This is a genomic window from Agrobacterium sp. K11 (assembly GCF_059429395.1).
The window spans coordinates 136,239-156,048 of the sequence record NZ_JCAHRB010000013.1; the positions used below are offsets into that span (position 1 = coordinate 136,239).

19 protein-coding genes and 1 pseudogene are annotated in these 19,810 nt (G+C 58.9%); 10 read left to right on the forward strand and 10 right to left on the reverse strand.

Features of this window, described 5'->3' with window-relative positions; genetic code table 11:
• The first annotated feature begins 115 nt into the window (after positions 1-115).
• The gene (locus tag AC5SEO_RS23225) at positions 116-1,768 is read left to right on the forward strand and encodes an OFA family MFS transporter (RefSeq protein WP_013761061.1); all 1,653 of its coding nucleotides are present in this window, start codon (positions 116-118) and stop codon (positions 1,766-1,768) included.
• A 53-nt stretch (positions 1,769-1,821) separates the two neighbouring features.
• Here the strand turns inward: AC5SEO_RS23225 and AC5SEO_RS23230 are convergent, their stop codons facing one another.
• The 3 genes from AC5SEO_RS23230 to AC5SEO_RS23240 form a co-directional block, all read right to left on the reverse strand.
• Positions 1,822-2,274, reverse strand: coding sequence for a GNAT family N-acetyltransferase (locus AC5SEO_RS23230; RefSeq protein WP_013761060.1), 453 nt, complete (start codon positions 2,272-2,274; stop codon positions 1,822-1,824).
• A 170-nt stretch (positions 2,275-2,444) separates the two neighbouring features.
• Positions 2,445-3,803 (reverse strand): sensor histidine kinase, encoded by a 1,359-nt coding sequence (locus tag AC5SEO_RS23235; protein WP_013761059.1) that lies wholly within the window; start codon positions 3,801-3,803, stop codon positions 2,445-2,447.
• Positions 3,800-4,462 carry a response regulator transcription factor gene (locus AC5SEO_RS23240; RefSeq protein WP_013761058.1) on the reverse strand — a complete coding sequence of 221 codons (663 nt, stop codon included), beginning with the start codon at positions 4,460-4,462 and terminating at the stop codon, positions 3,800-3,802. Before AC5SEO_RS23240 ends, AC5SEO_RS23235 begins: the two co-directional genes overlap by 4 nt.
• Before the next feature lie 135 nt (positions 4,463-4,597).
• Here AC5SEO_RS23240 and AC5SEO_RS23245 point away from each other — a divergent pair, with 135 nt between their 5' ends.
• Complete coding sequence (locus tag AC5SEO_RS23245; RefSeq protein ID WP_035200427.1) at positions 4,598-5,146, forward strand: hypothetical protein; 549 nt, start codon at positions 4,598-4,600, stop codon at positions 5,144-5,146.
• Positions 5,147-5,228: 82 nt separating this feature from the next.
• Here AC5SEO_RS23245 and AC5SEO_RS23250 read toward each other — a convergent pair whose 3' ends face one another.
• From AC5SEO_RS23250 to AC5SEO_RS23265, 4 genes are all read right to left on the reverse strand, one after another.
• Positions 5,229-5,735, reverse strand: a complete 507-nt coding sequence (locus tag AC5SEO_RS23250; protein ID WP_013761056.1) for a DUF992 domain-containing protein — start codon at positions 5,733-5,735, stop codon at positions 5,229-5,231.
• Positions 5,732-6,055 (reverse strand): BON domain-containing protein, encoded by a 324-nt coding sequence (locus AC5SEO_RS23255; RefSeq protein ID WP_309510079.1) that lies wholly within the window; start codon positions 6,053-6,055, stop codon positions 5,732-5,734. Before AC5SEO_RS23255 ends, AC5SEO_RS23250 begins: the two co-directional genes overlap by 4 nt.
• A 31-nt stretch (positions 6,056-6,086) precedes the next feature.
• The gene (locus tag AC5SEO_RS23260; protein WP_004431371.1) at positions 6,087-6,266 is read right to left on the reverse strand and encodes a CsbD family protein; all 180 of its coding nucleotides are present in this window, start codon (positions 6,264-6,266) and stop codon (positions 6,087-6,089) included.
• 140 nt (positions 6,267-6,406) lie between these two features.
• Positions 6,407-7,885: a PAS domain S-box protein gene (locus tag AC5SEO_RS23265; RefSeq protein ID WP_495364070.1), complete on the reverse strand. Its 1,479-nt coding sequence runs from the start codon at positions 7,883-7,885 to the stop codon at positions 6,407-6,409.
• A 176-nt stretch (positions 7,886-8,061) separates the two neighbouring features.
• Here AC5SEO_RS23265 and AC5SEO_RS23270 point away from each other — a divergent pair, with 176 nt between their 5' ends.
• The 5 genes from AC5SEO_RS23270 (at position 8,062) to AC5SEO_RS23290 (ending at position 14,486) form a co-directional block, all read left to right on the forward strand.
• Entirely contained in the window at positions 8,062-9,051 is a 990-nt protein-coding gene (locus AC5SEO_RS23270; RefSeq protein WP_013761053.1) for a Bug family tripartite tricarboxylate transporter substrate binding protein, read from the forward strand.
• Positions 9,052-9,498: 447 nt separating this feature from the next.
• Complete coding sequence (locus tag AC5SEO_RS23275; protein ID WP_060642592.1) at positions 9,499-11,289, forward strand: ABC transporter ATP-binding protein; 1,791 nt, start codon at positions 9,499-9,501, stop codon at positions 11,287-11,289.
• Between the two features lie 132 nt (positions 11,290-11,421).
• Positions 11,422-11,763 carry an ArsR/SmtB family transcription factor gene (locus AC5SEO_RS23280; protein WP_041694677.1) on the forward strand — a complete coding sequence of 114 codons (342 nt, stop codon included), beginning with the start codon at positions 11,422-11,424 and terminating at the stop codon, positions 11,761-11,763.
• Positions 11,760-12,683: an SRPBCC family protein gene (locus AC5SEO_RS23285; RefSeq protein ID WP_495364071.1), complete on the forward strand. Its 924-nt coding sequence runs from the start codon at positions 11,760-11,762 to the stop codon at positions 12,681-12,683. Before AC5SEO_RS23280 ends, AC5SEO_RS23285 begins: the two co-directional genes overlap by 4 nt.
• Positions 12,684-12,890: 207 nt before the next feature.
• The gene (locus AC5SEO_RS23290) at positions 12,891-14,486 is read left to right on the forward strand and encodes an EAL domain-containing protein (RefSeq protein WP_495364073.1); all 1,596 of its coding nucleotides are present in this window, start codon (positions 12,891-12,893) and stop codon (positions 14,484-14,486) included.
• Between the two features lie 37 nt (positions 14,487-14,523).
• On the opposite strand, the gene AC5SEO_RS23295 is transcribed toward AC5SEO_RS23290, so the two are convergent.
• From AC5SEO_RS23295 to AC5SEO_RS23305, 3 genes and pseudogenes are all read right to left on the reverse strand, one after another.
• Positions 14,524-15,333, reverse strand: coding sequence for a transglutaminase-like domain-containing protein (locus tag AC5SEO_RS23295; protein ID WP_004431379.1), 810 nt, complete (start codon positions 15,331-15,333; stop codon positions 14,524-14,526).
• 117 nt (positions 15,334-15,450) lie between these two features.
• Positions 15,451-17,613 (reverse strand): catalase, encoded by a 2,163-nt coding sequence (katE, locus tag AC5SEO_RS23300; RefSeq protein WP_495364074.1) that lies wholly within the window; start codon positions 17,611-17,613, stop codon positions 15,451-15,453.
• Between the two features lie 86 nt (positions 17,614-17,699).
• A pseudogene (locus tag AC5SEO_RS23305) lies at positions 17,700-17,801 on the reverse strand (DUF892 family protein); the annotation flags it as partial.
• Between the two features lie 289 nt (positions 17,802-18,090).
• On the opposite strand from AC5SEO_RS23305, the gene AC5SEO_RS23310 reads away from it, so the two are divergent.
• From AC5SEO_RS23310 to AC5SEO_RS23320, 3 genes are all read left to right on the forward strand, one after another.
• Positions 18,091-18,408, forward strand: coding sequence for a PepSY domain-containing protein (locus AC5SEO_RS23310; protein ID WP_065660336.1), 318 nt, complete (start codon positions 18,091-18,093; stop codon positions 18,406-18,408).
• A gap of 21 nt (positions 18,409-18,429) precedes the next feature.
• A complete protein-coding gene (locus AC5SEO_RS23315) occupies positions 18,430-19,023 on the forward strand; it encodes a general stress protein (RefSeq protein ID WP_013761044.1) in 594 nt (197 codons plus the stop codon).
• 65 nt (positions 19,024-19,088) lie between these two features.
• Positions 19,089-19,805 carry a DUF72 domain-containing protein gene (locus AC5SEO_RS23320; protein ID WP_013761043.1) on the forward strand — a complete coding sequence of 239 codons (717 nt, stop codon included), beginning with the start codon at positions 19,089-19,091 and terminating at the stop codon, positions 19,803-19,805.
• The last annotated feature ends 5 nt before the right edge of the window (positions 19,806-19,810 follow it).

Genomic DNA, 19,810 nt, shown 5'->3' on the forward strand with positions numbered 1-19,810 from the left:
CCGCAAACAGGTGTTGCCGGATGGGGGACATCCGGCGATCTCGGTAACGCCCGGTCGATGCGGCCAATGCGGGCGTATCATGGTTGTCCAGACATTCACGAGGGAGGTAGTGTCGATGGCAGTAGCAGGCGTATCTGCGGGAGGGCCGGCGCAAGCCGGGGTTCTAGACCGCGAACGGATCATAGCAAAACCCGGCTTCAACCGCTGGCTGGTACCGCCGGCGGCTTTGGCCATTCACTTGTGTATCGGCATGGCCTACGGCTTCAGCGTCTTCTGGCTGCCGCTGTCGAAGGCATTGCCGGCAACGGACCCCAGTTGCTCCAGCCTTACCCTTGTCGGGGCACTGTTCACCACGGAGTGCAACTGGCGTGTGGCCGATCTTGGCTGGATCTATACGCTCTTCTTCGTCTTGCTCGGATGCTCGGCGGCGATCTGGGGCGGTTGGTTGGAAAGGGTCGGGCCGCGCAAGGCCGGCTTCGTTTCCGCCTGCTGCTGGTGCGGCGGCATTCTGGTTGCAGCGCTTGGCGTGATGACGCACCAGCTCTGGCTGATGTGGGTCGGGGCAGGTGTCATCGGCGGCGTTGGTCTTGGTCTCGGTTACATCTCGCCGGTCTCGACATTGATCAAATGGTTTCCGGACCGGCGCGGCATGGCAACCGGCATGGCCATCATGGGCTTCGGCGGCGGTGCTATGATCGGCGCACCGCTTGCCAATCTGCTCATGAATACCTTCAAGACGGATACTTCAGTCGGTGTCTGGCAAACGTTCGTCGTCATGGCATTGATCTATTTCGTCTTCATGATGGCGGGTGCCTTCGGTTACCGCATTCCACCGGCGGGCTGGCGTCCGGAAGGCTGGACGGCCCCGGCGGCCAAAAGTGCCATGATCACCAATCGTCACGTTCATCTGCGTGATGCGCACAAGACGAAGCAGTTCTGGCTCATCTGGGCGGTTCTGTGCCTCAACGTGTCGGCGGGTATCGGCGTGATCGGCATGGCATCGCCAATGTTGCAGGAGATTTTCGCGGGGTCGTTGATCGGTCTGCCCGGCGTTGGCTTTGCTGACCTCAATATCGAGCAGAAAGCATCGATCGCCGCCATCGCGGCCGGGTTCACCGGCCTGCTGTCGCTGTTTAACATCGGCGGCCGCTTCTTCTGGGCTTCCATGTCCGACAAAATCGGCCGCAAGAACACTTACTTCTGCTTCTTCGTGCTTGGCATCATTCTTTATGCGCTGGCCCCGACGCTGGCAACGATGGGTTCCAAGGCGTTCTTCGTTCTTGCCCTCGGCATCATCCTGTCGATGTATGGCGGCGGCTTTGCAACCATTCCCGCCTATCTTGCCGACATCTTCGGCACGCAGTTCGTCGGCGCTATCCATGGCCGTCTGCTGACGGCATGGGCAACGGCCGGTATCGCCGGGCCTGTTGTCGTCAACTACATCCGCGAAGCACAGATCGCGGCCGGTGTCGCGCCGGGTCCCGCACTCTATACCAGCACCATGTACATCCTGGCGGGGATGCTCGCGATCGGCCTCATCGCCAACGCGTTTGTCCGGCCGTTGCCGGAGAAATGGTTCATGTCGGATGCGGAGGTTGCGACACTTCAGGCCAAGACTGCAGCCGCCAATGCAGGGCCCACCGGTTCCTTCGGTATCGGCAGGGGTGGCTTGGACGCCAAGGCCGCACTCGCCTGGGCAGCCGTCGGCATACCACTTCTCTGGGGCGTGTGGGTCACGGTCAAAAGCAGCCTTGTGCTGTTTGGCTGATTGCGACAAGCATTAGATCGTCCGGGCAGCCCTGTGGCTGCCCGGATTTGTTTTCAGGCCTTGAGTGACAGGCGGGCATTCTCGAAGGGCAGGCCGTCATCGTCAGTCGACCTGCGCGAGACTTCAAGGAAGCCGAGCGAACGGTAAAACCGCATCGCCTGCTCATTGGCGGTATAGACCTCAAGCGACAATTCACCCTTGAGATCAAGCGCGTGGGCGATGAGCCTGCGCCCGATACCCTTGCCCTGTTGTGCCGGTGCGACGAACAGGCCTCCGATGAAACTGTCGAGCAGGCTGATGAAGCCGACAGGGTCGCCGGCCTGCGCCGCGACGAAAGTCTCCGATAGCGGCAGATAGGTATCTTCGATCAGTCTTTGCTGCTCGCGCAAACGCTGCGTGCCGATAAAGGGATGTGCCAGCAGCGAGGCATCGAGCCAGATGCGTGACAGGATTTGCGTATCCGCTGCCGTGTCAAACGGCCGGATGTCGATAGATTTGATATTCATGGAAATTCCGCAGAATTAGACATGCCAAAGGGTCAGCTCCGTTTTCAGAGCCGGCTGAAACCGCGATGGGCGGTCAGATTTTCAACCTCTGCGCATAAATCTCCCTGCTTCGAAACCTGTATTTACCGCTGCCGCGCAACAGCGTCAACAAAGGGAAAGGCGGGCTTTCCTCAAGATCCTGCCGGCAGGGTCAGCGAACAGGTAAGCCCGCCATTTTCGCCGCGCTCCAGCCTGATGCTGCCGCCATGAAGCTCCACAAGTTCCTTGACGATGGTAAGACCGAAGCCGTCACCCGGAACGGCCTCGTCCATGCGTCTACCCGGCTGGAAAGCCTCCGAAATACGGTTGTCCTCGATGCCAGGTCCATTGTCCGAGATCACGATCCAGACGTCGCGTCCGGTCTTTTTCGCGGAAATACGAACCGCGCTTTTTGCCCATTTGAATGCGTTGTCGATGATATTGCCAACGATCTCGTCCAGATCCTCAGGGGTGACCTGCAATAGCAACTCGGGGTCCACATCGACTGTAGCGACAATCCCCCGGTCGGCATGAATACGCGACATGATATCAACGATATCGTTGATCCTCGGTTTGAGCGCGGTCACCGTGGCCGTGCCGCCTGCTGCGGTCTTGCGGGCTCTTGCCAGATGGTGGCGGATGCGCTGGTCGATCCTGTCCACCAGCGCACGCATTTCACGATCCGGGTCGTTGGTTTCGTTGAGCGCAAGGTAGAGGCTTGTCACGGGGGTTTTCAGACCATGGGCGAGATTTGCAAAGTGCAGACGTGTTTCCGCAAGCCTCTCGCTATTCTGCTCCACGAGGCGGTTGATTTCGCTCGAGGCGGGACGCAGTTCCTCGACATCCGCCTCCGGCAACCTGTCGAGTGTGCCTGCCGAAATCGAGGAAATATCGGCGGTGAGTTGCCGCAGTGGTCGCAGACCATATCTGACCTGCAGGAAAATACCGCCGACGAGGCTCGCGCCCAAGAGGGTCATGGCAGGTATCAACCACAGAAGCGCGCTGCGGGCGGGTGCAACGAGCGCGAATTGCGGCGCCGTGGCAGTGATTTCGACGAGGCGCTGTCCGACCATTGTTTGAATGGATCTGAGATAGAGCTCCTCGCCGTGAAAATCGGCATTCGCGCCGGGACGAGGGCCGTGGCCCATCATTTTGCGCCATTCGAACGGGGAGGGCGGGTTGGTTATGGTTTGCCCCGCGAGCGACCGAGAGACGATAGCTACACCCTCGCCGGTGATCTGCCAGTACCAGCCGGAGCCGCGCCTGTCGAATGGCGGGCCGTCCAGCGCGGCGTTGAGTGTCACGCCGCCGCTTGCGCTGCCGGAGAGTGCGCTCCGCAATCCCTCTATCTGCGTGTCGAGCCGTTGGTCGATCTGTTCACGCACCACGCCGGCAACGATGAGATAGAGTATGATCGAGGCGACGATCACGGTCGCGGTGACGAAAACCACGGAAAAAACCGTGAGTCGGCGCGAGATCGACGAACCCGGAATGGCCGAAAACTCCCTCATGGCTCTGCCTTCAGCATGTAACCGCGCCCGCGAACGGTCTCTATATGCCCGGCACCGATCTTGCGCCGCAGGCGGGCAATGATCACTTCGATGGAATTGGAATCCACTTCCGCATCGCCCTCATAGACCCGTTCGATGAGTTCGCGGCGGTCGACCACCACTTCCTTGCGCAGGATGAGGCAGGAGAGGACCCGCCACTCCAGCGCGGTCAGCTTCAACGGCAAGCCGTCCTGTTCGAAGGTTCCGAGCTGCGCATCGAAGATGAGCGAACCGCAGGTGATGGCGGAGGCGGCGTGGCCGGTGGCGCGGCGAACGAGTGCACGCAGCCGCAGCACCAGTTCTTCTACCTTGAACGGCTTGGTGAGAAAATCGTCTGCTCCCGCCTTGAAACTTGCCACCTTGTCCGGCCATCCGTCACGCGCGGTCAAAACGAGCACGGGAAGGTTCCGCTGCGCCGCCCGCCATGATTTCAGAACCGATACGCCATCGATTTTCGGTAATCCCAGATCGAGAACGGCCACGTCGTAAAGTTCGGTAAGTCCGGCATGTTCCGCATCCTCGCCATTCTGCGCGATGTCGACGACAAAATTTTCCGCCCGCAGGCTGGTTGCGATGCGCCGGGAAAGATCGGTATCGTCTTCAACGAGAAGTATGCGCATGGTCCTGCCGTTTCGGTTTCGTGGGCGGTGTTTTAACTAGGCCCGGAAGGCTTAACTCAACCTGAACCACAAGGTTCAGGCTGCTGGTGGTGCCAGGCAGGTAAAAAGGCCCTGTCAATCAAACAGGAGACCACCATGTCCCACTCTGAAGAGAATAACGAAATCGCAGCACCGAAGGCCACTTCTGACACTCCCGTGCCGCCGCACCGGAAACATCGCCGTAAAACCGCAGCTTTCGCCTTTGCGGCCGTTGCCATGCTGGCCGTTGGGGCAGCTGCCGGAGCCGGTGCGGTGAAGCTGACACGCCCGACACCTGAGATGGCGCCGATGACACCCGTTGCCATTTCCACCGTCAAGGAAGGGAATCTCGTGACCCTGAAGGGCAAGGTCGCCGAGATTTTCGGCAACAAGTTCATCGTTCAGGATGATAGCGGCCGCGCACTCATCGATACCGGCCCCGAGGGCGACAATGGGAAGGTCGTGACTGTCGATGAAGCGGTCAGCGTTCAGGGCCGTTTCGACAGGGGTGTCCTGCGGGCGAGCTATGTCGTCCGTCAGGATGGCAGTATCGAGGCACTCGGACCGGCAGGCCGTCCGCCGCATCATGGTCCTAAAGAGGATATGATGCGCGGGCCAAAAGGCGACGGCCCGATGGGCGAGATGATGCCTCACCCCAAACCCTGATATTGGGGCCTGATCTGCGCCAGACGGCGCGGGCTCGAAGACGATAACCGTCCCGAGCCCGCGCCGCCGGTTTTTTTAAGGTTTAGCCCGCACGCTTCAACTGCAGACGCGAGACACCCGCAGCGATGTTAACGCCGGTGCCGACTTCGGCGCTGAGCGGCTGAAGCGCGAAGTTCTTGGCATTGCCGCCGATCAGTGCATTGGCGCCCAAGCCCACGCCGACCGATGCGGCGGCGGAGGCACCAACATAGTTGCCGCTCAACGCACCGTCACCCACGCGGCTGGCTGCGGTGTTCAGCACGATCCAGCTCATATAGGTCTTGCCGGTTACGCCGATATCGAGACCGAGCTTGCCGATCGTGCCGGTATAACGCTCGGTCTTGCCGGAGCGCTGGCGAAACTCGCAGGCCACGCTCTTGCTGGAGCCGACCACAAGGCCGATGCCGCCGGCAATTTCGCACGACAGGGTGCCGACGCGTTCCTTCTGCGCGGTTTCCATGGGGCGCTTTGCATTGTGCTTCGTTTCGGCTGAAGCAATCGGGGCAAGGGCCAGGGTTGCAATCGCGGTTGCGAGAACGAATGTCTTCATTGTTTTTCACTCCTGTTGTTATTCGCTAGATGGATGCGCTTGGACGGCGTCTCCAGATAGGTGCAAGGCCGCTGCCGTATCGCCAGATCGGCGATGATGGGCCGCGACGCGAAACATTCTGCGATGATGACCGCATGTTCGAAGGCAGAGAGTGTTTCCACCTCTCCGGAGAGCACGATACGGCCCTCCACGGAGGTGACGGAGATCGAGCTTTTTTCCTGCCCGTCCGCATAGGCGATCACGGCTTGCAACGCGGCGCACAGGCTGATCTCCTGGGGATCGCAGCTTGACACCTGGTTTGCATCGCACGAGAGCATCATCGTGAAACCTCCTGCCTTGAACATAGATGGTTCACTTGAGAACTTTGTTGACGGCGTCCTTTGCCTGTCCGAGCTTCTCCTGCGCCTGGCCAGCCAGTTTCTCGGCCTTGCCTTCTGCCTGAAGCTTGTCGTTGCCAGTGATCTTGCCGGCTGCTTCCTTGATTGTGCCCTTGGCTTGACGGGCGATACCTTCGATACGGTTATTGTCCATGACGAACTCCTTCCATCGTTAGAGGGTGCCGCTGTTGGTAACGGCATGATGGTAAGGTAGTTCGGGAAAATCACAGTTTGCAGAGCAATAGCTACTAGTTGAACTGGTACAAACTGACCTATTTTCGCGTTCGGCTGCGGTTATTTTTCCCTATGGCCGGTAAAACCGCGCTCGCGTGCCCAGATCACGGCGGCGGTGCGGCGGTTGACGCCGATCTTGCCGTAGAGTGAGGCGATATGGTTGCGGATCGTATGCTTGGACAGGTTCAGCCTGTCGCTCATTTCCTTGTCGCTGCATCCATCGCAGATCAGTGACAGGATTTGCTCCTCGCGCTCGGTGAGATCCTTGAGGGAGGCTGAAGACGTTGTGCCGCGGGAGTTCTGTCGCAGCCCCGCCAGCCGCTCGACAACCGTCCGGCTGAACCAGGATGTATCGGTCATGACGCTTTCGATCGCTTCAATCAGTTCGTTCTCGGTTCTACGCCGCTCAGTCACGTCCTGTATCGCCCAGATGACACAGAGCTGATCGTTGATCTCGGCGCGTTCGGCGGAAACGATGCATTCGGCCAAACCGCCACCGGAAAGATTCATGCGCATGTTCTCATCGCGGATGGGGATGTTGTCCTTCAGCCGCTTTTCGAGATCGCGGCGCGCGCCCGCGTCCTCCCAGAGCCGCAATTCGCTGGCCGTCTTGCCCACGACTTCGGCCTCGTTGCGTCCGCACAGGACCAGAAACGCGTCATTGACTTCCATCAGCACGAAGTCGTCCAGCCTCGAAATCGCTGCCGGGACAGGCGACAGGCGAAAGGACTTGAAGAAGCGCTCCTCGCTCTGTCGCAGAGCGTTCTGGGCTTTGCGGCGGCCGTCCAGATCGGCGAAGGTGAACAGCATGCAGGGTTCTTCGGCAACGGCGATCGTTTCGCCGGCCACGATGACCAGCCTGTCGCCGCCGGGGATGGGAATGAGCGCCTCGCGCTGACGGATGAGCCGGCCATCCTCTAGCTTTTTCAGGGCGTCCTCGCCTGTATCGCACGCGGAAAACAGTCCGAGTTCCTCGACACTTATGCCGATGATCTCTTCACGGCTGAACCCGGTCATCTCAAGAAAACCCTGATTGACGCGGATGAAACGCTTGTCCTCCAGCCGGCATATCAGCCCCGGCGCCGGATTTGCATTGAAGGCGCTCTCGAAGCGCGCCTCCGCCTCAAAACGCGGCGTTTCGTCCCTGATGATCAAGACCAGAATATCCGGTTTTGCGCCAGCATCTTCAAGAACGAGCCCGCGCACCGTGTGGACCCAGCATTCCGCTTCATCGCCGCTTGGCGATATCTCTACCGTCACATCTTCGAAGGTCTCGCCCGCCAGAAGCCGTTCAAGCGGATATTGCCCCTCGTCGAGCAGGTGGTTGTTGCGGTATCGAAGCGTGAAATTTCGCCGATAGGCAGCGGCATCCTCCCCAAGCTCAGGCATCGCTTCTATACGGTGCATCTGAAGGGCGGCCTTGTTGGCCCAGGCTATCGTTCCGTCGTTTTCGAGCAGGATCAATCCGTCGCTGAGGCCAGCTATAAGGTTTTGCAACACGAGCCGGTTGATCTTGGGAATGTTAACGCTGTCGTCCATGTTGCCCCCGGTATTTCAATGCTTTGTGCCCGCTATAACGCGCGGTTCCGCCAAGCGTTGCAGGGCAGACGTGTCGCGTGGCCTTCCCGCATGGTTTGCGATGCCGGTTGCTTGCTCTCAAGTCCATTTGAGCTACTATGCGCTGATGGCGGGGAGGCCATTCTACAGGAGGGTTCATGAATTACCGGTCTTTGAAACGGCGTATGGTGTTGAAACTTGCGGCTACGGCTGCTTCTTTTTGCATGATGGGACTGACGGCGAGCGCGCAGGGTTTTCCTGATCGAACGATTACGCTGGTCGTTCCCTTCGCGGCAGGTGGCTCAACCGACGTGGTTGCGCGCGTCATCGCACAGAAAATGGGTGATGAGCTTGGTCACCAGATCGTCGTTGAAAATGTTGCCGGTGCAGGCGGTAATCTCGGTGCCGACCGTGTCGCACGCGCAGACCCTGACGGTTACACGATCCTGATGGGCACCGTTGCGACCCATGCCTTGAACCCGCTCATTCTCAAGACAAAGCCTTACGATCCGCAAAAGGATTTCGCCCCGGTCTCGCTTCTGGTCGTGGTTCCCAATGTGCTTGTTGTCAATCCGAAGCTGAACGTCAACAGCGTCGCGGAATTGATCGCGCTTCTGAAAGCCGAACCCGACAAATATGCCTATGCCTCGTCCGGCAATGGCACGCCGCTGCATCTTTCAGGGGAATTGTTCAAGAGCATGACCGGTGTGAGCATGCAGCACGTTCCCTATAAAGGTGCCGGCCCCGCGCTCAACGATCTTCTCGGCAACCAGATTTCGATCATGTTCGACAATCTGCCGTCGTCGTCCGGCCACATCAAATCCGGCACATTGCGGGCGCTTGGCGTAACGACCGCCGAGCGGGCGTCATCATTCCCGGATCTGCCGACCATTGCCGAAACCGTACCCGGTTATGAAACCTACACGTGGAACGCGCTGTTTGCGCCTGCCGGCACGCCGGCCGATGTGGTGGACACACTGAATGCGGCGGCCAAGAAAGCGCTTGCCGATCCGGGTGTGGCGGCCCGCATGGCCGAATTCAGCGCCAAGATCGTCGGCTCTTCGCCCGATGAGCTGAAAAGCCACGTTGCAGCCGAAATCGCCAAATGGGAACCGGTCGTCAAGAACGCAAACGTCCAGATGGATTGACCAGATATGTTCTCGCCGCGCACCGGAGCCTGGGTGCGGCGGGAAGCGCCACCACGCAAAAACCGTGGCCGAAGCTTTCATTGGCATCGGCCACGTTCGTTGCCGTCACACCAGCTGATGTGTCGTTTTCGCATCACTTGCCATAAGGTTGCAATTACCCGGTTGGCAACGGCGAACAGCTCAGGTACAAATTTCTCACCGCGTCAGATCGAACATAGGGAGGCGTTGCATGACATCATCATTCATCAAGTTCCTCCCGCGTGGAATGAACCGACACTAGGTCATTTCCATTCGTGGCCCGCCCCGAGCGCGCCCCACATGCGGTTTTGTTTTCCTTCATAGCCCGATTGATCTGACGGGATCATTTTTGTTTTCCGCCCGGGCTGTGCCATCCAACTTCCGTTTTTGAGGACCGGTTGCCGAACGCATGGCGCCGTGCTGGTTAAAATGTCTCGCAAGAAGCTCGATTTCCGCGCCGATGCCTATCGCCATGTGCTCGGCTTTGTTTTCCACCATTGGACCCACCGGCGGGCATTGGTGGGCTTTATTGTTGTGCTGGTGATTGCCAGCACGCTGGCCGAAGTCATGGTGCCGGTTTTCTCCGGCCAGATCGTCGATGCCATTGCCGGCGGCAACGGGGCTGACCGGGCGCTGCGCGCTTTTGTCGTCGTCGTGGCGCTGGGCTTGACCAGCGTAGTCCTGCGCTGGTTCGTGTTTAACGGCATCATCAGGCTGACGCTGAAAACCATGGCGGATGTGGCGAATAACGGTTTCTACCGGGTGCAGCGGTTCTCAACCGACTGGCACGCCAACAGCTTTGCCGGTTCCACGGTTCGCAAGATCACGCGTGGCATGTGGGCGCTTGATTCACTCAATGACGTGCTTCTTATCGCCCTGTTGCCCTCCATCGTCATGCTGGTGGGCGCAACCGTCGTGCTGGGTAGTTACTGGCCGATCATGGGCTTGATCGTGGGCACGGGGTCGCTGATCTATGTCGGCGTCACCGTGTTGCTCTCCATGGGCTTCGTATCGCCGGCGGCAAGACTTGCAAACGCCTGGGATACCAAGCTTGGTGGCGCGCTGGCAGATGCCGTCAGCTGCAATTCGGTGGTCAAGGCTTTTGGCGCAGAGACCCGCGAAGAGGCGCGGTTGCGCCATGTGCTGGCCAAATGGGACAACCGTACGCGAAGGACATGGAAACGCGGCACGCTGAACGGCACGATCCAGGGCTTCATGATGGTGTCCATGCAGGCCGGTATTCTGGGAACAGGCCTTGTCATGTGGCAGCAGGGACTGGCGACGCCGGGCGACATCACCTTCGTGCTGGCGATGTTCTTCGTCCTGCAGGGCTATCTGCGTGATGTCGGTCAACACATCCGTAATCTGCAACGTGCCGTCAACGACATGGAAGAGTTGGTGTTGCTCGACAAGATGCCTTTGGGTGTCGAAGACAGGCCGGATGCCAGGCCGATCAGGATAGAGAAGGGCGAAATCGTTTTTGACAACGTCACTTTTCAATACGGCGCGCATCCCAGCCCGCTCTATCAGGACTTTTCAGTCACCATCAGGTCGGGTGAGCGTGTGGGGCTGGTCGGGCATTCGGGGTCGGGAAAGACGACATTCGTCAAGCTTATCCAGCGGCTTTACGACGTGAATTCCGGCTCGATCCGCATTGACGGCCAGGACATAGCCAAGGCAAAGCAGGCAGACCTGCGCAGCCAGATCGCCATCGTGCAGCAGGAACCCATCCTGTTCCACCGCACGCTGGCGGAAAACATCGCCTATGGCCGGCCGAGCGCCTCGCGGCGTGAGATCGAGCAGGCGGCGAGGCAGGCAAGCGCCCATGACTTCATCATGTCCCTTCCCAAGGGCTATGAGACGATGGTAGGTGAGCGCGGCGTGAAATTGTCTGGCGGGGAGCGGCAGCGTGTCGCCATCGCCCGTGCCTTCCTCGCGGATGCGCCGGTGCTGATTCTGGACGAGGCGACATCGAGCCTCGACAGCGAAAGCGAAGTGCAGATCCAGGAGGCCATGGAACGCCTGATGGATGGCCGCACCACGCTGGTCATTGCGCACCGGCTTTCCACCGTGCGGGCGCTTGACCGTCTGCTGGTGTTTGACAAGGGCAAGATTGTCGAAGAGGGCGACCACCAGGCGCTGATCCGTCTGAACGACGGCATCTATCGCCGGCTCTTCGAGCGGCAGGCGCTGGAACTAACCAAGGGTCTGGTGGCTTAAAAAATGAAACGCCGGGGCAATGCTCCGGCGTTTTTCTTTTTCGCGGCGGCCAACAAATGCTCACGGCCGAACACTTAGCTAATCGACGAAGTTTTCCTTGCGTTAGAGCCGTGCTGCATGATAGTTAGCATTATGACTAAGCATTCGCCCGAACTATCGCTGATCTTTCAGGCTCTGGCCGATCCGACACGCCGGTCTATTCTAACGAAGCTCGCGCAAGGGCCTGCCCGCGTCATGGAATTATCCGCTCCCACGGGGCTGCGTCTGCCGACCGTGATGCGGCATCTGTCGGTACTGGAGGAGGCGGGGCTTATCCGCACCTCCAAGGATGGGCGGGTGCGCACCTGCACTATCGTGCCCGAGGCTCTGGAGCCGGTGCGGACATGGCTTGATGAACAGCGCGCCATTTGGGAGAGCCGGCTCGACCGGTTGGAGGCATTTGCAATGCAGGCTGCGAAGGAGCGCACGGAATGATGTCGAAACTCAATCAGGACGGCACCCGTGCTGAACCCCATCTTGGCGATGGCCGCTTTGCAACACTGAGCTTCGAAAGGGTGGTCGCTGTTCCATTGTCGGTCCTCTGGCAAGTGTGGACGTCGCCTGCCGCGCGGGCTGTCTGGGCAGCGCCCACGCCCGCCGTGACCGTGGAGTTTCTGGAAGCCGATACCAGAGTTGGCGGACGCGAAGTTTCGCTCTGCAAGGTCGATGGGCAGCCGGATATTCGCTGCGAATGCGGGTGGCTGGAATTGCAGCCAGCCTTGAGCAGCGTCAATTACGAGGTGGTGTCGTCCGGTGACGTGACGCAGTCTGCGGCGCTGGTGACCGCTGATTTTTCGGCGACGGAGCAGGGCAGTCGCGTTGTCGTAACCGTGCAGCTTTCCTCATTGGCTGCGGATATGCAGGCGGGTTACCGGCAGGGCTTCGGTGCCGGTCTTAACAATCTGGCCGAGGTGGCCAGACGAACAATGGTGCTGGAGCGAACGATAAGGGCGCCGCGCAACATCGTCTGGAAGGCCTGGATGAATTCCGAGACGCTGCCGCAATGGTGGGGACCGGAAGGGTTTTCGTGTCGCACGAAGAGGATCGATCTGCGAACCGGCGGCGAGTGGGTGTTCGACATGATCGGACCTGACGGCACTGTCTTCCCGAACCATCATCGATATATCGAGGTCAGGCCTGAGGAGAGGATCGGCTACACGCTGCTCTGGGGCGAAAACGGGCCGAAACATGCCGACGCCTGGGCTTCGTTCGAGGATCAGGACGGCGCGACGAAGGTCGTGCTCGGCATGGTGTTCAGCACGGAAGCCGAGTTCCAGGACGCGAAGGGTTTTGGGGCTATCGAACTGGGTCAGCAGACGCTCGGCAAACTTGAACGCTTTGTTTTCGCATCGTAATCGCACCGGGACTGAACTTCGACAGGGCGTGATACCCTCCCGGGGTAACTGGATTATCGGCCCCGCGTTCCTGCCGTCACGGTGATGTTCAGATTGCGTTGACGGCAGAAATCATAATTTGCATCACCCGGTTTTCACCGTTCCGCACACAGCAAAAATTAAGGAGATTGCGACACTGATGTCTCGACTACCTTTTGGAGAGTGATGATGCAGTCACGACGTTGGCGTGTGATAGCCGTGGGGATATTTCTGGCCATAGTTGGCGCCGCGCTGCCCATTGCCGCCATGGCCTGGACGTCCTGGCGTGTCGCCATTCAAAAAGAACTCTTCATTCTCGACCTCGTCGCCGAAAGATCGCTTGTTCGTGCCGGAAATACATTCAAGCAAGCGCAAGGGGCATTGGAAGCAATTGAAACGGCGCACCCTCCCGCATGTTCGGATCAGCATATTGCACAAATGCGGATGGTGACGATCAACGTCCCCTCAATCGAGGAGATTGGCTATTTCGAAAACGGCTTCATAAAATGCACCTCCTGGGGCCGCGCCGCTGGCGACGTAGCCAAATCCCATGTCGACTACGTCACACCGGACGGTCTTGAAGTGACGTTGCGTATCCAACCCGGCATCAGCCACGGCGACCAGATGACGAGCCTGCATCTCGGCCACCACAACGCGCTCGTCGCACCTTCGAGATTTGCTGATATTGTGCTGCGGGACGGGATGTCTCTCGCGATCCTCAACGATAAAGCTGCGGTCATCAGCACGCAGAACCTTCCCGATACAGGGGTTCTGGCCACGTTGCCGACAAAAGAGGGACAGGGCACGACGGACGCATGGCTTTATTCGGTGGTAAAGGAGAATGCGCTGACGGCGGTGGTTCTCGAGCCAAGGGCGGCGTTGCGAACGAGGCTGGTGCGGGAGTTGACTATCCTTTTGCCCATTGGCGCATTCATTGCGCTCTTTATCGTCGGCATCGTCATCTGGATGTCGCGCAAGCGGTTGTCGCCGGAAACGGAACTGGAAATCGCAGTCCAGAACCGTGAATTCATCGTCCACTATCAACCAATCATCGAACTCAAGACCAATATATGCGTGGGCGCCGAAGCGCTTGTCCGCTGGCGGCGGCCTGATGGCACGCTGGTGAGGCCAGACCTCTTCATTCCGCTGGCGGAAGAAACAGGGCTGATAGAGCCCATCACCGATCAGGTCGTTGAAGCCATTATTGCAGATCTTGGTACCATGCTCGTTGGGGATCGCAGCGCACATATCGCCATCAATCTCTGCGCCGAAGATGTAAAATCAGGCCGGATACTAGACTTCATCGATCAACGCCTTGTCCGCGCGGATATACGCAAGGAGCAGATATGGCTTGAAGCGACCGAGCGCGGTTTCATCGACATTGACGCGGCGCGCTTCACGCTGGACAGAGCTCGCAAGGCCGGGCATTCCGTGGCAATTGACGATTTCGGAACCGGCTATTCCAGCCTTCAGTATTTGCAGGGACTGCCGTTGGACGCCCTGAAAATCGATAAATCCTTCGTTGATACGATCGGCAGGAACACGGCAACCAGCACCGTGACGCTCCATATTATCGAGATGGCGCGCGAGCTTGGACTGTTTTCGGTTGCGGAAGGTATCGAGAGGCCGGAGCAGGCGGCCTATCTGCGGGAACATGGTGTGGATTTTGGTCAGGGCTGGCTGTTTTCCAAGCCGCTTCCAGCCGATGAATTCATCGCCTTTCACCGTAAGAACAAATCGACATACGGCTCCGCTCCCGAGGTCATTCAGGTCGCGTCGGTCTAGGTTGAGCGAGACCTGAGCGTCTTGACGCTACCCGTCGCTATCCGGCCAGTTCTTCCGTAATGACTTCGAACCGCTTCAGGATAGCCGGCCCGAAGGCGGTGGACAGGGCGACGTCCGTCGCATCTCGTCCTGTCGCCATCAAGATGCGTCCGATGCGGGGCCTGTTGTGACGGGCATCGACCGTATACCAGCGGCCGCTGAGATAGACTTCGAACCAGGCGCTGAAATCCATCGGATTGGGGTCCTTCGGCACGCCGATATCACCGAGATAGCCGGTGCAATAGCGAGCGGGGATATTCATGCAACGGCAGAGTGTGATCGCAAGATGTGCGAAATCGCGGCAAACCCCGGTCCGGTCGATGAAGCCGCCATATGCGGTCCTGAGCGGATCGGCTTTCTCGTAGTTGAAGACAATATGGGAATGCACAAAATCGAGGATCGCCTGCACACGGGGCCAGCCGAGCGGTGTTGCCGAGAAGTTTTTCCAGGCGAAGTCCGCCAGGCGGTCGGTATCGCAGTAACGGCTGCCCAGCAGAAATACTAGAACATCGTCTGGTAAATCCTTGATATCGTGCTGGAAAGCGTTTTCAGGAACGGGATCGGGCAGCCCGCCGTCGTATATGTCGAACCGCGTCGAGATCGTCGTCACGCCTGGCGGTGCGGTTATGCGGCTGCAGGCGTTCCCGAAGATATCCATATAACCCCAAGCCTCGATCGGCCTGTCGAAGGTCAGCACCTGTTCGGTGAGCAGATCTGCGCGCCGGCTGGGGTGGAGATTGAGAACAAGCAGCATTGCCGTCTCATTCTCGCATTCATAAGCAATATCGAACCCGGCGCGAATCTTCATTCAGTACATCCTTTATGAGCCATCTTGATGTTGTTCACGCTGAAACGTTTTCACGCCCTCGGGCGGGCGATCGTGCGTCATCAAGGCGCGGCATTGTAGCCGCGCCCGCCTGTGATTTCACTTTACCGGCGGTGACGCCTTGCCGAGTTTTACGGAAGGTTCCCGTCCCCAGACACGCAGCTTGCCAAGGTTCGACACGAAGCCAGCGAGGCCTTCCTCGCCCGGGAGGATAATCGTGCCCTCGTCAAGATCGCCTGCGATACCGGCCTTTTCCAGCAATGGCAGCGCAGACTGGTCGTAACCTATGAACTTGCAGTGCTGGAAAGCATCGGCCACGAAGTCACGCGCCGTCGCCTCGTTGACCAGATCGTCTATCCCCTCGGCAGAAGTCAACAGTGCAACTGCATCGAAGAGAACCGATGGCCCGCCGTCGATCATGTGATGGGCCGCAAACCAGCTCCCGTCTGAGGCGGTGACGCCACCGACCTTCGGGGCTATCAATTCGCAGACGGCTTTTTCCTTGGTAATCGCCGACATCAGGCCGTTCAGCAATTTGGCATCGACACCGTCGGTGACGAGTATACCAAGCTTGCGGCCTTCGAAGCGTTTCGGACCACGCTCAACGATGCTGAGCGCCGGCGAGGGTTCCAGATCCTGACGTGTCGGCATGGCGGCATCCGCCGGCTTCGGCATAGACTTGAAACCTAGCTTCGACTTGAAACCTAGCTTCTGCGCGACAGTGTTTGCCAGCGTTTCGTCGATGTTCAAGAGATGCGACACCATGCGTTCGCGGATCACGGCTGTTTCCACCTTGCTCAGTTCAAATGTCAGGGCTGCCGCGATATGACGCTGTTCTGGCGGGGTCTGGCTGATGTAGAATTGCCGTGCCTGGCTGTAGTGGTCGGCAAAGCTCTCGGGGCGCAGCCGCGCCTTGATCCCCTGTTCTTCTGCCGGAAAATGACGATAGCCCCGGCTCGGCGACTCTCTCGGGCCTTCACCGAACGAGTTCGGCTGGTAATTCACCCTGCCAACAGGATTGCGCATGGCCATGTGGCCATCCTGCTGGAAATGCGCGAAGGGACACTTCGGTGCATTGATCGGCAGGTGGGTGAAGTTTGGCCCGCCAAGGCGTTTCAGCTGGGTGTCGAGATAGGAAAAGTTGCGGCCCTGCAATAGCGGATCATTGCTGAAGTCGATGCCCGGCGGCACGTTCTGCGTCATGAACGCAACTTGCTCGGTCTCGGCAAAGAAGTTGTCGGGCATGCGGTCGAGCACCAGTCGTCCGACCGGCTGCGGCTTCAGGATTTCCTCGGGGATGATCTTTGTCGGATCGAGCACGTCGAAATCGAAGCTGTCGGCAAACTCCTGATCAAAGAGCTGCACCTGCAATTCCCATTCCGGGAAGTTGCCGGACTGGATCGCCTGCCACAGATCGCGGCGATGGAAATCGGGATCGGCGCCATTGATCTTGACCGCCTCGTTCCAGGCGACCGATTGAAGCCCGAGCTTCGGCTTCCAGTGGAACTTGACGAAGGTCGATTCATCCTTGGCATTGACCAGACGGAAGGTATGAACGCCGAAACCCTCCATGAAGCGGAAAGACCGCGGTATCGTACGATCCGACATTGCCCACATGACCATGTGCATGCTCTCCGGCGTCAGGCTGATGAAGTCCCAGAAATTGTCATGGGCCGTCTGCGCCTGTGGAAAAGCCCGGTCAGGTTCCTGCTTGGCAGCGTGGATCAGGTCGGGAAACTTGATGGCGTCCTGAATAAAGAAGACAGGAATATTATTGCCGACGAGATCCCAGTTGCCTTCATGTGTATAGAGCTTCACTGCGAAACCGCGCACGTCGCGCGCAAGGTCAGCTGAGCCCTTGTTGCCCGCAACCGTCGAGAAACGGACGAAGGCTGGTGTCTTTTCCCCGGCGCGCTGCAGGAAATCCGCCTTTGTGTATGCGGAGAAGGACTCGTAGGTCTCGAAGTAGCCATGCGCGCCGTAGCCGCGAGCATGCACGACGCGCTCGGGAATGCGCTCATGGTCGAAATGGAAGATCTTTTCGCGGAAATGGAAATCATCAACGACGAGCGGACCGCGCGGCCCGACCCTTAGAGAATTCTGGTCGTCCGCGACCGGCCCCCCTTGAGCGGTCGTCAGCACCGGCGCGTCGTTTTCGGCTGTCTGATGCAGCTCGCCGCCAGCACCGCGCTCCAGCTTCTGGTCATGGATCGTTACGGTTTCGGTCTTGTCGCTTGTTGATGTGGAGGTGGTCTTGGCCATGGTGTGGCTCCTGAAATTGGAAGGGGCCTATCCGACCCGGAAATGAAAAAGCCGCCCTAGAAGGCGGCCTGAGCTTGGAAGGGTCCCCGCACGGTCTTCGGCAGAGCCTTCAGCACTTGCTGTTCGGCGAGACGGATGTCCTTGAGCGTATCGAGGAACAGGTCATGCAATGTAGTTTCCGCAGGCATATGGGAATCCGATCAACTTTGAATGATGTAACTGGACAACCCCTGAGTGGAGACGATGTTCCTGCTACGGGAAAAGAATTCACATTCCGGTTTGCCGTGGCATCACAGCGATGCCAGTAACCGGTTGAATAGGCGGACGTTCCTCATCCGGCAGAGATAGTTCTGTGGCGTTTCGACGATGGTGGAACGGCAAGGCCTGCAAATTCTATTTTCAGATTGGCGGAACCATGAGGCCCGACATGTTGTTTCCCTGTCGAGCCTGCACTGAAGGCTACAACGAGGAAAAATCATGAAAAAGCTTCTTTTAGCCGCCGCGCTTCTCGGCGCGTCGACCCTTGGCGCCTTCGCTCAGACGTCCACCGCTCCAGCCACCGATGGCAGCAAGCCTGCCGTCGCTACGCCAGACACCAAGAATGCGACTGCGCCTGTGGAAGGCGCAAACAGCTTTACAGAGGAACAGGCGAATAAACGCCTTATGGACGCCGGATATGCCGAAGTGACCGGCCTTAAACTCGACGACAAGGGCGTGTGGCAAGCCAAGGCCTCGAAAGACGGCAAGTCCGTAAACGTGGCGCTCGACTATCAGGGCAATATTGTCGCTAACTAATTCAATCTTTGGGAGAATCCTATGAAGACCGTTACCGGACTTTTCGACGACTACTCCGATGCCAGCGCCGCCGTTACTGCACTGGAACAACGCGGCGTGCCGTCTAAAGATATCAGCATTGTTTCCAACAATGCAGACGAACGCCATGGCAATGATACAAAAGCTGCCGAAGGCGCTGGCACGGGTGCCGGCATCGGCGCTGCCGTCGGTGGTGTCGGCGGCCTGTTGACAGGCCTTGGCATCATGGCAATTCCCGGCGTCGGACCGGTGGTTGCGGCAGGCTGGCTTGCTGCGACGGCTGCAGGCGCTGTTGCCGGTGCCGTTGCAGGCGGTGCCGCCGGCGGCCTTATCGGCGCGCTGACGGACGCAGGCGTTTCCGAAGACCACGCCCATGTTTACGCAGAAGGCGTTCGCCGGGGTGGCACGCTCGTGACCGCGAAGGTCGAGGACAGCCTTTACACGGACGCCGAAGAAGTCCTGCGCCAGTCCAACTGGGTTGATCCGGACAAGCGGCGCGCGGCCTATGCCGAAGACGGTTGGTCACGGTTTGACGACACGCTCGACCCTTATGAGCCCACTGAAATCGAACAGGAACGTCTGCGTTACAGACGCTAAGCGTTAGAAACAGGGAAGGTCGGCATGTGCCGGCCTTCTCTTTGATAGCCTAGGGGCAGGTGAAAGTGCCGGTAATTGCAACAGCTGGATGGTCGATCCCCAAGACTGTGGCGCACCGTTTTCCCGAAACGGGAAGTGGGCTAAACCGATATGCTGCCGTGTTCAACGGCGTCGAGATCAACTCCACCTTTTATCGCCACCACCGGCCAACGACGTTCGAGCGTTGGGCAAATTCGGTGCCCGATGACTTCCGCTTCGCCGTGAAGCTGCCGCGCGAGATCACGCATGAGCGCCGGTTGCGGGAAATCGGACAAGTCTTCAAGGCATTCGTTGGGGAACTTGCGGCGCTGGATGGCAAGCTTGGACCCTTATTGTGCCAGTTGCCACCCAATCTCATATTTGATGCCTCCGACGCGGAGGCCGCGTTTGATGCTGTGCGTCAGACCTTTCCCGGCATGCTGGTACTCGAACCGCGTCACACAAGTTGGGCTACGCATTCAGCGCAAGAGGTTCTGCAACGCTATGCCATTGATCGTGTGCTGGCCGATCCTGCACCGGTCTGGCCGGCGAGTGATTTTTCCGAGCCGCCCAAATATGTCCGGCTCCACGGCGCTCCCCGGATTTATTATTCCGAATACAGCGCCGCCGAAATCCTCTCGTTTAGAAAAAGCCTTTCCGCCGAATCCTGGTGCGTTTTCGACAATACCGCCTCCGGTGCCGCAATAAAGAACGCGCTGGCAATGCTCGATGATTGCGCAACCACTAAACGGTGCGCAGACTGAAATCA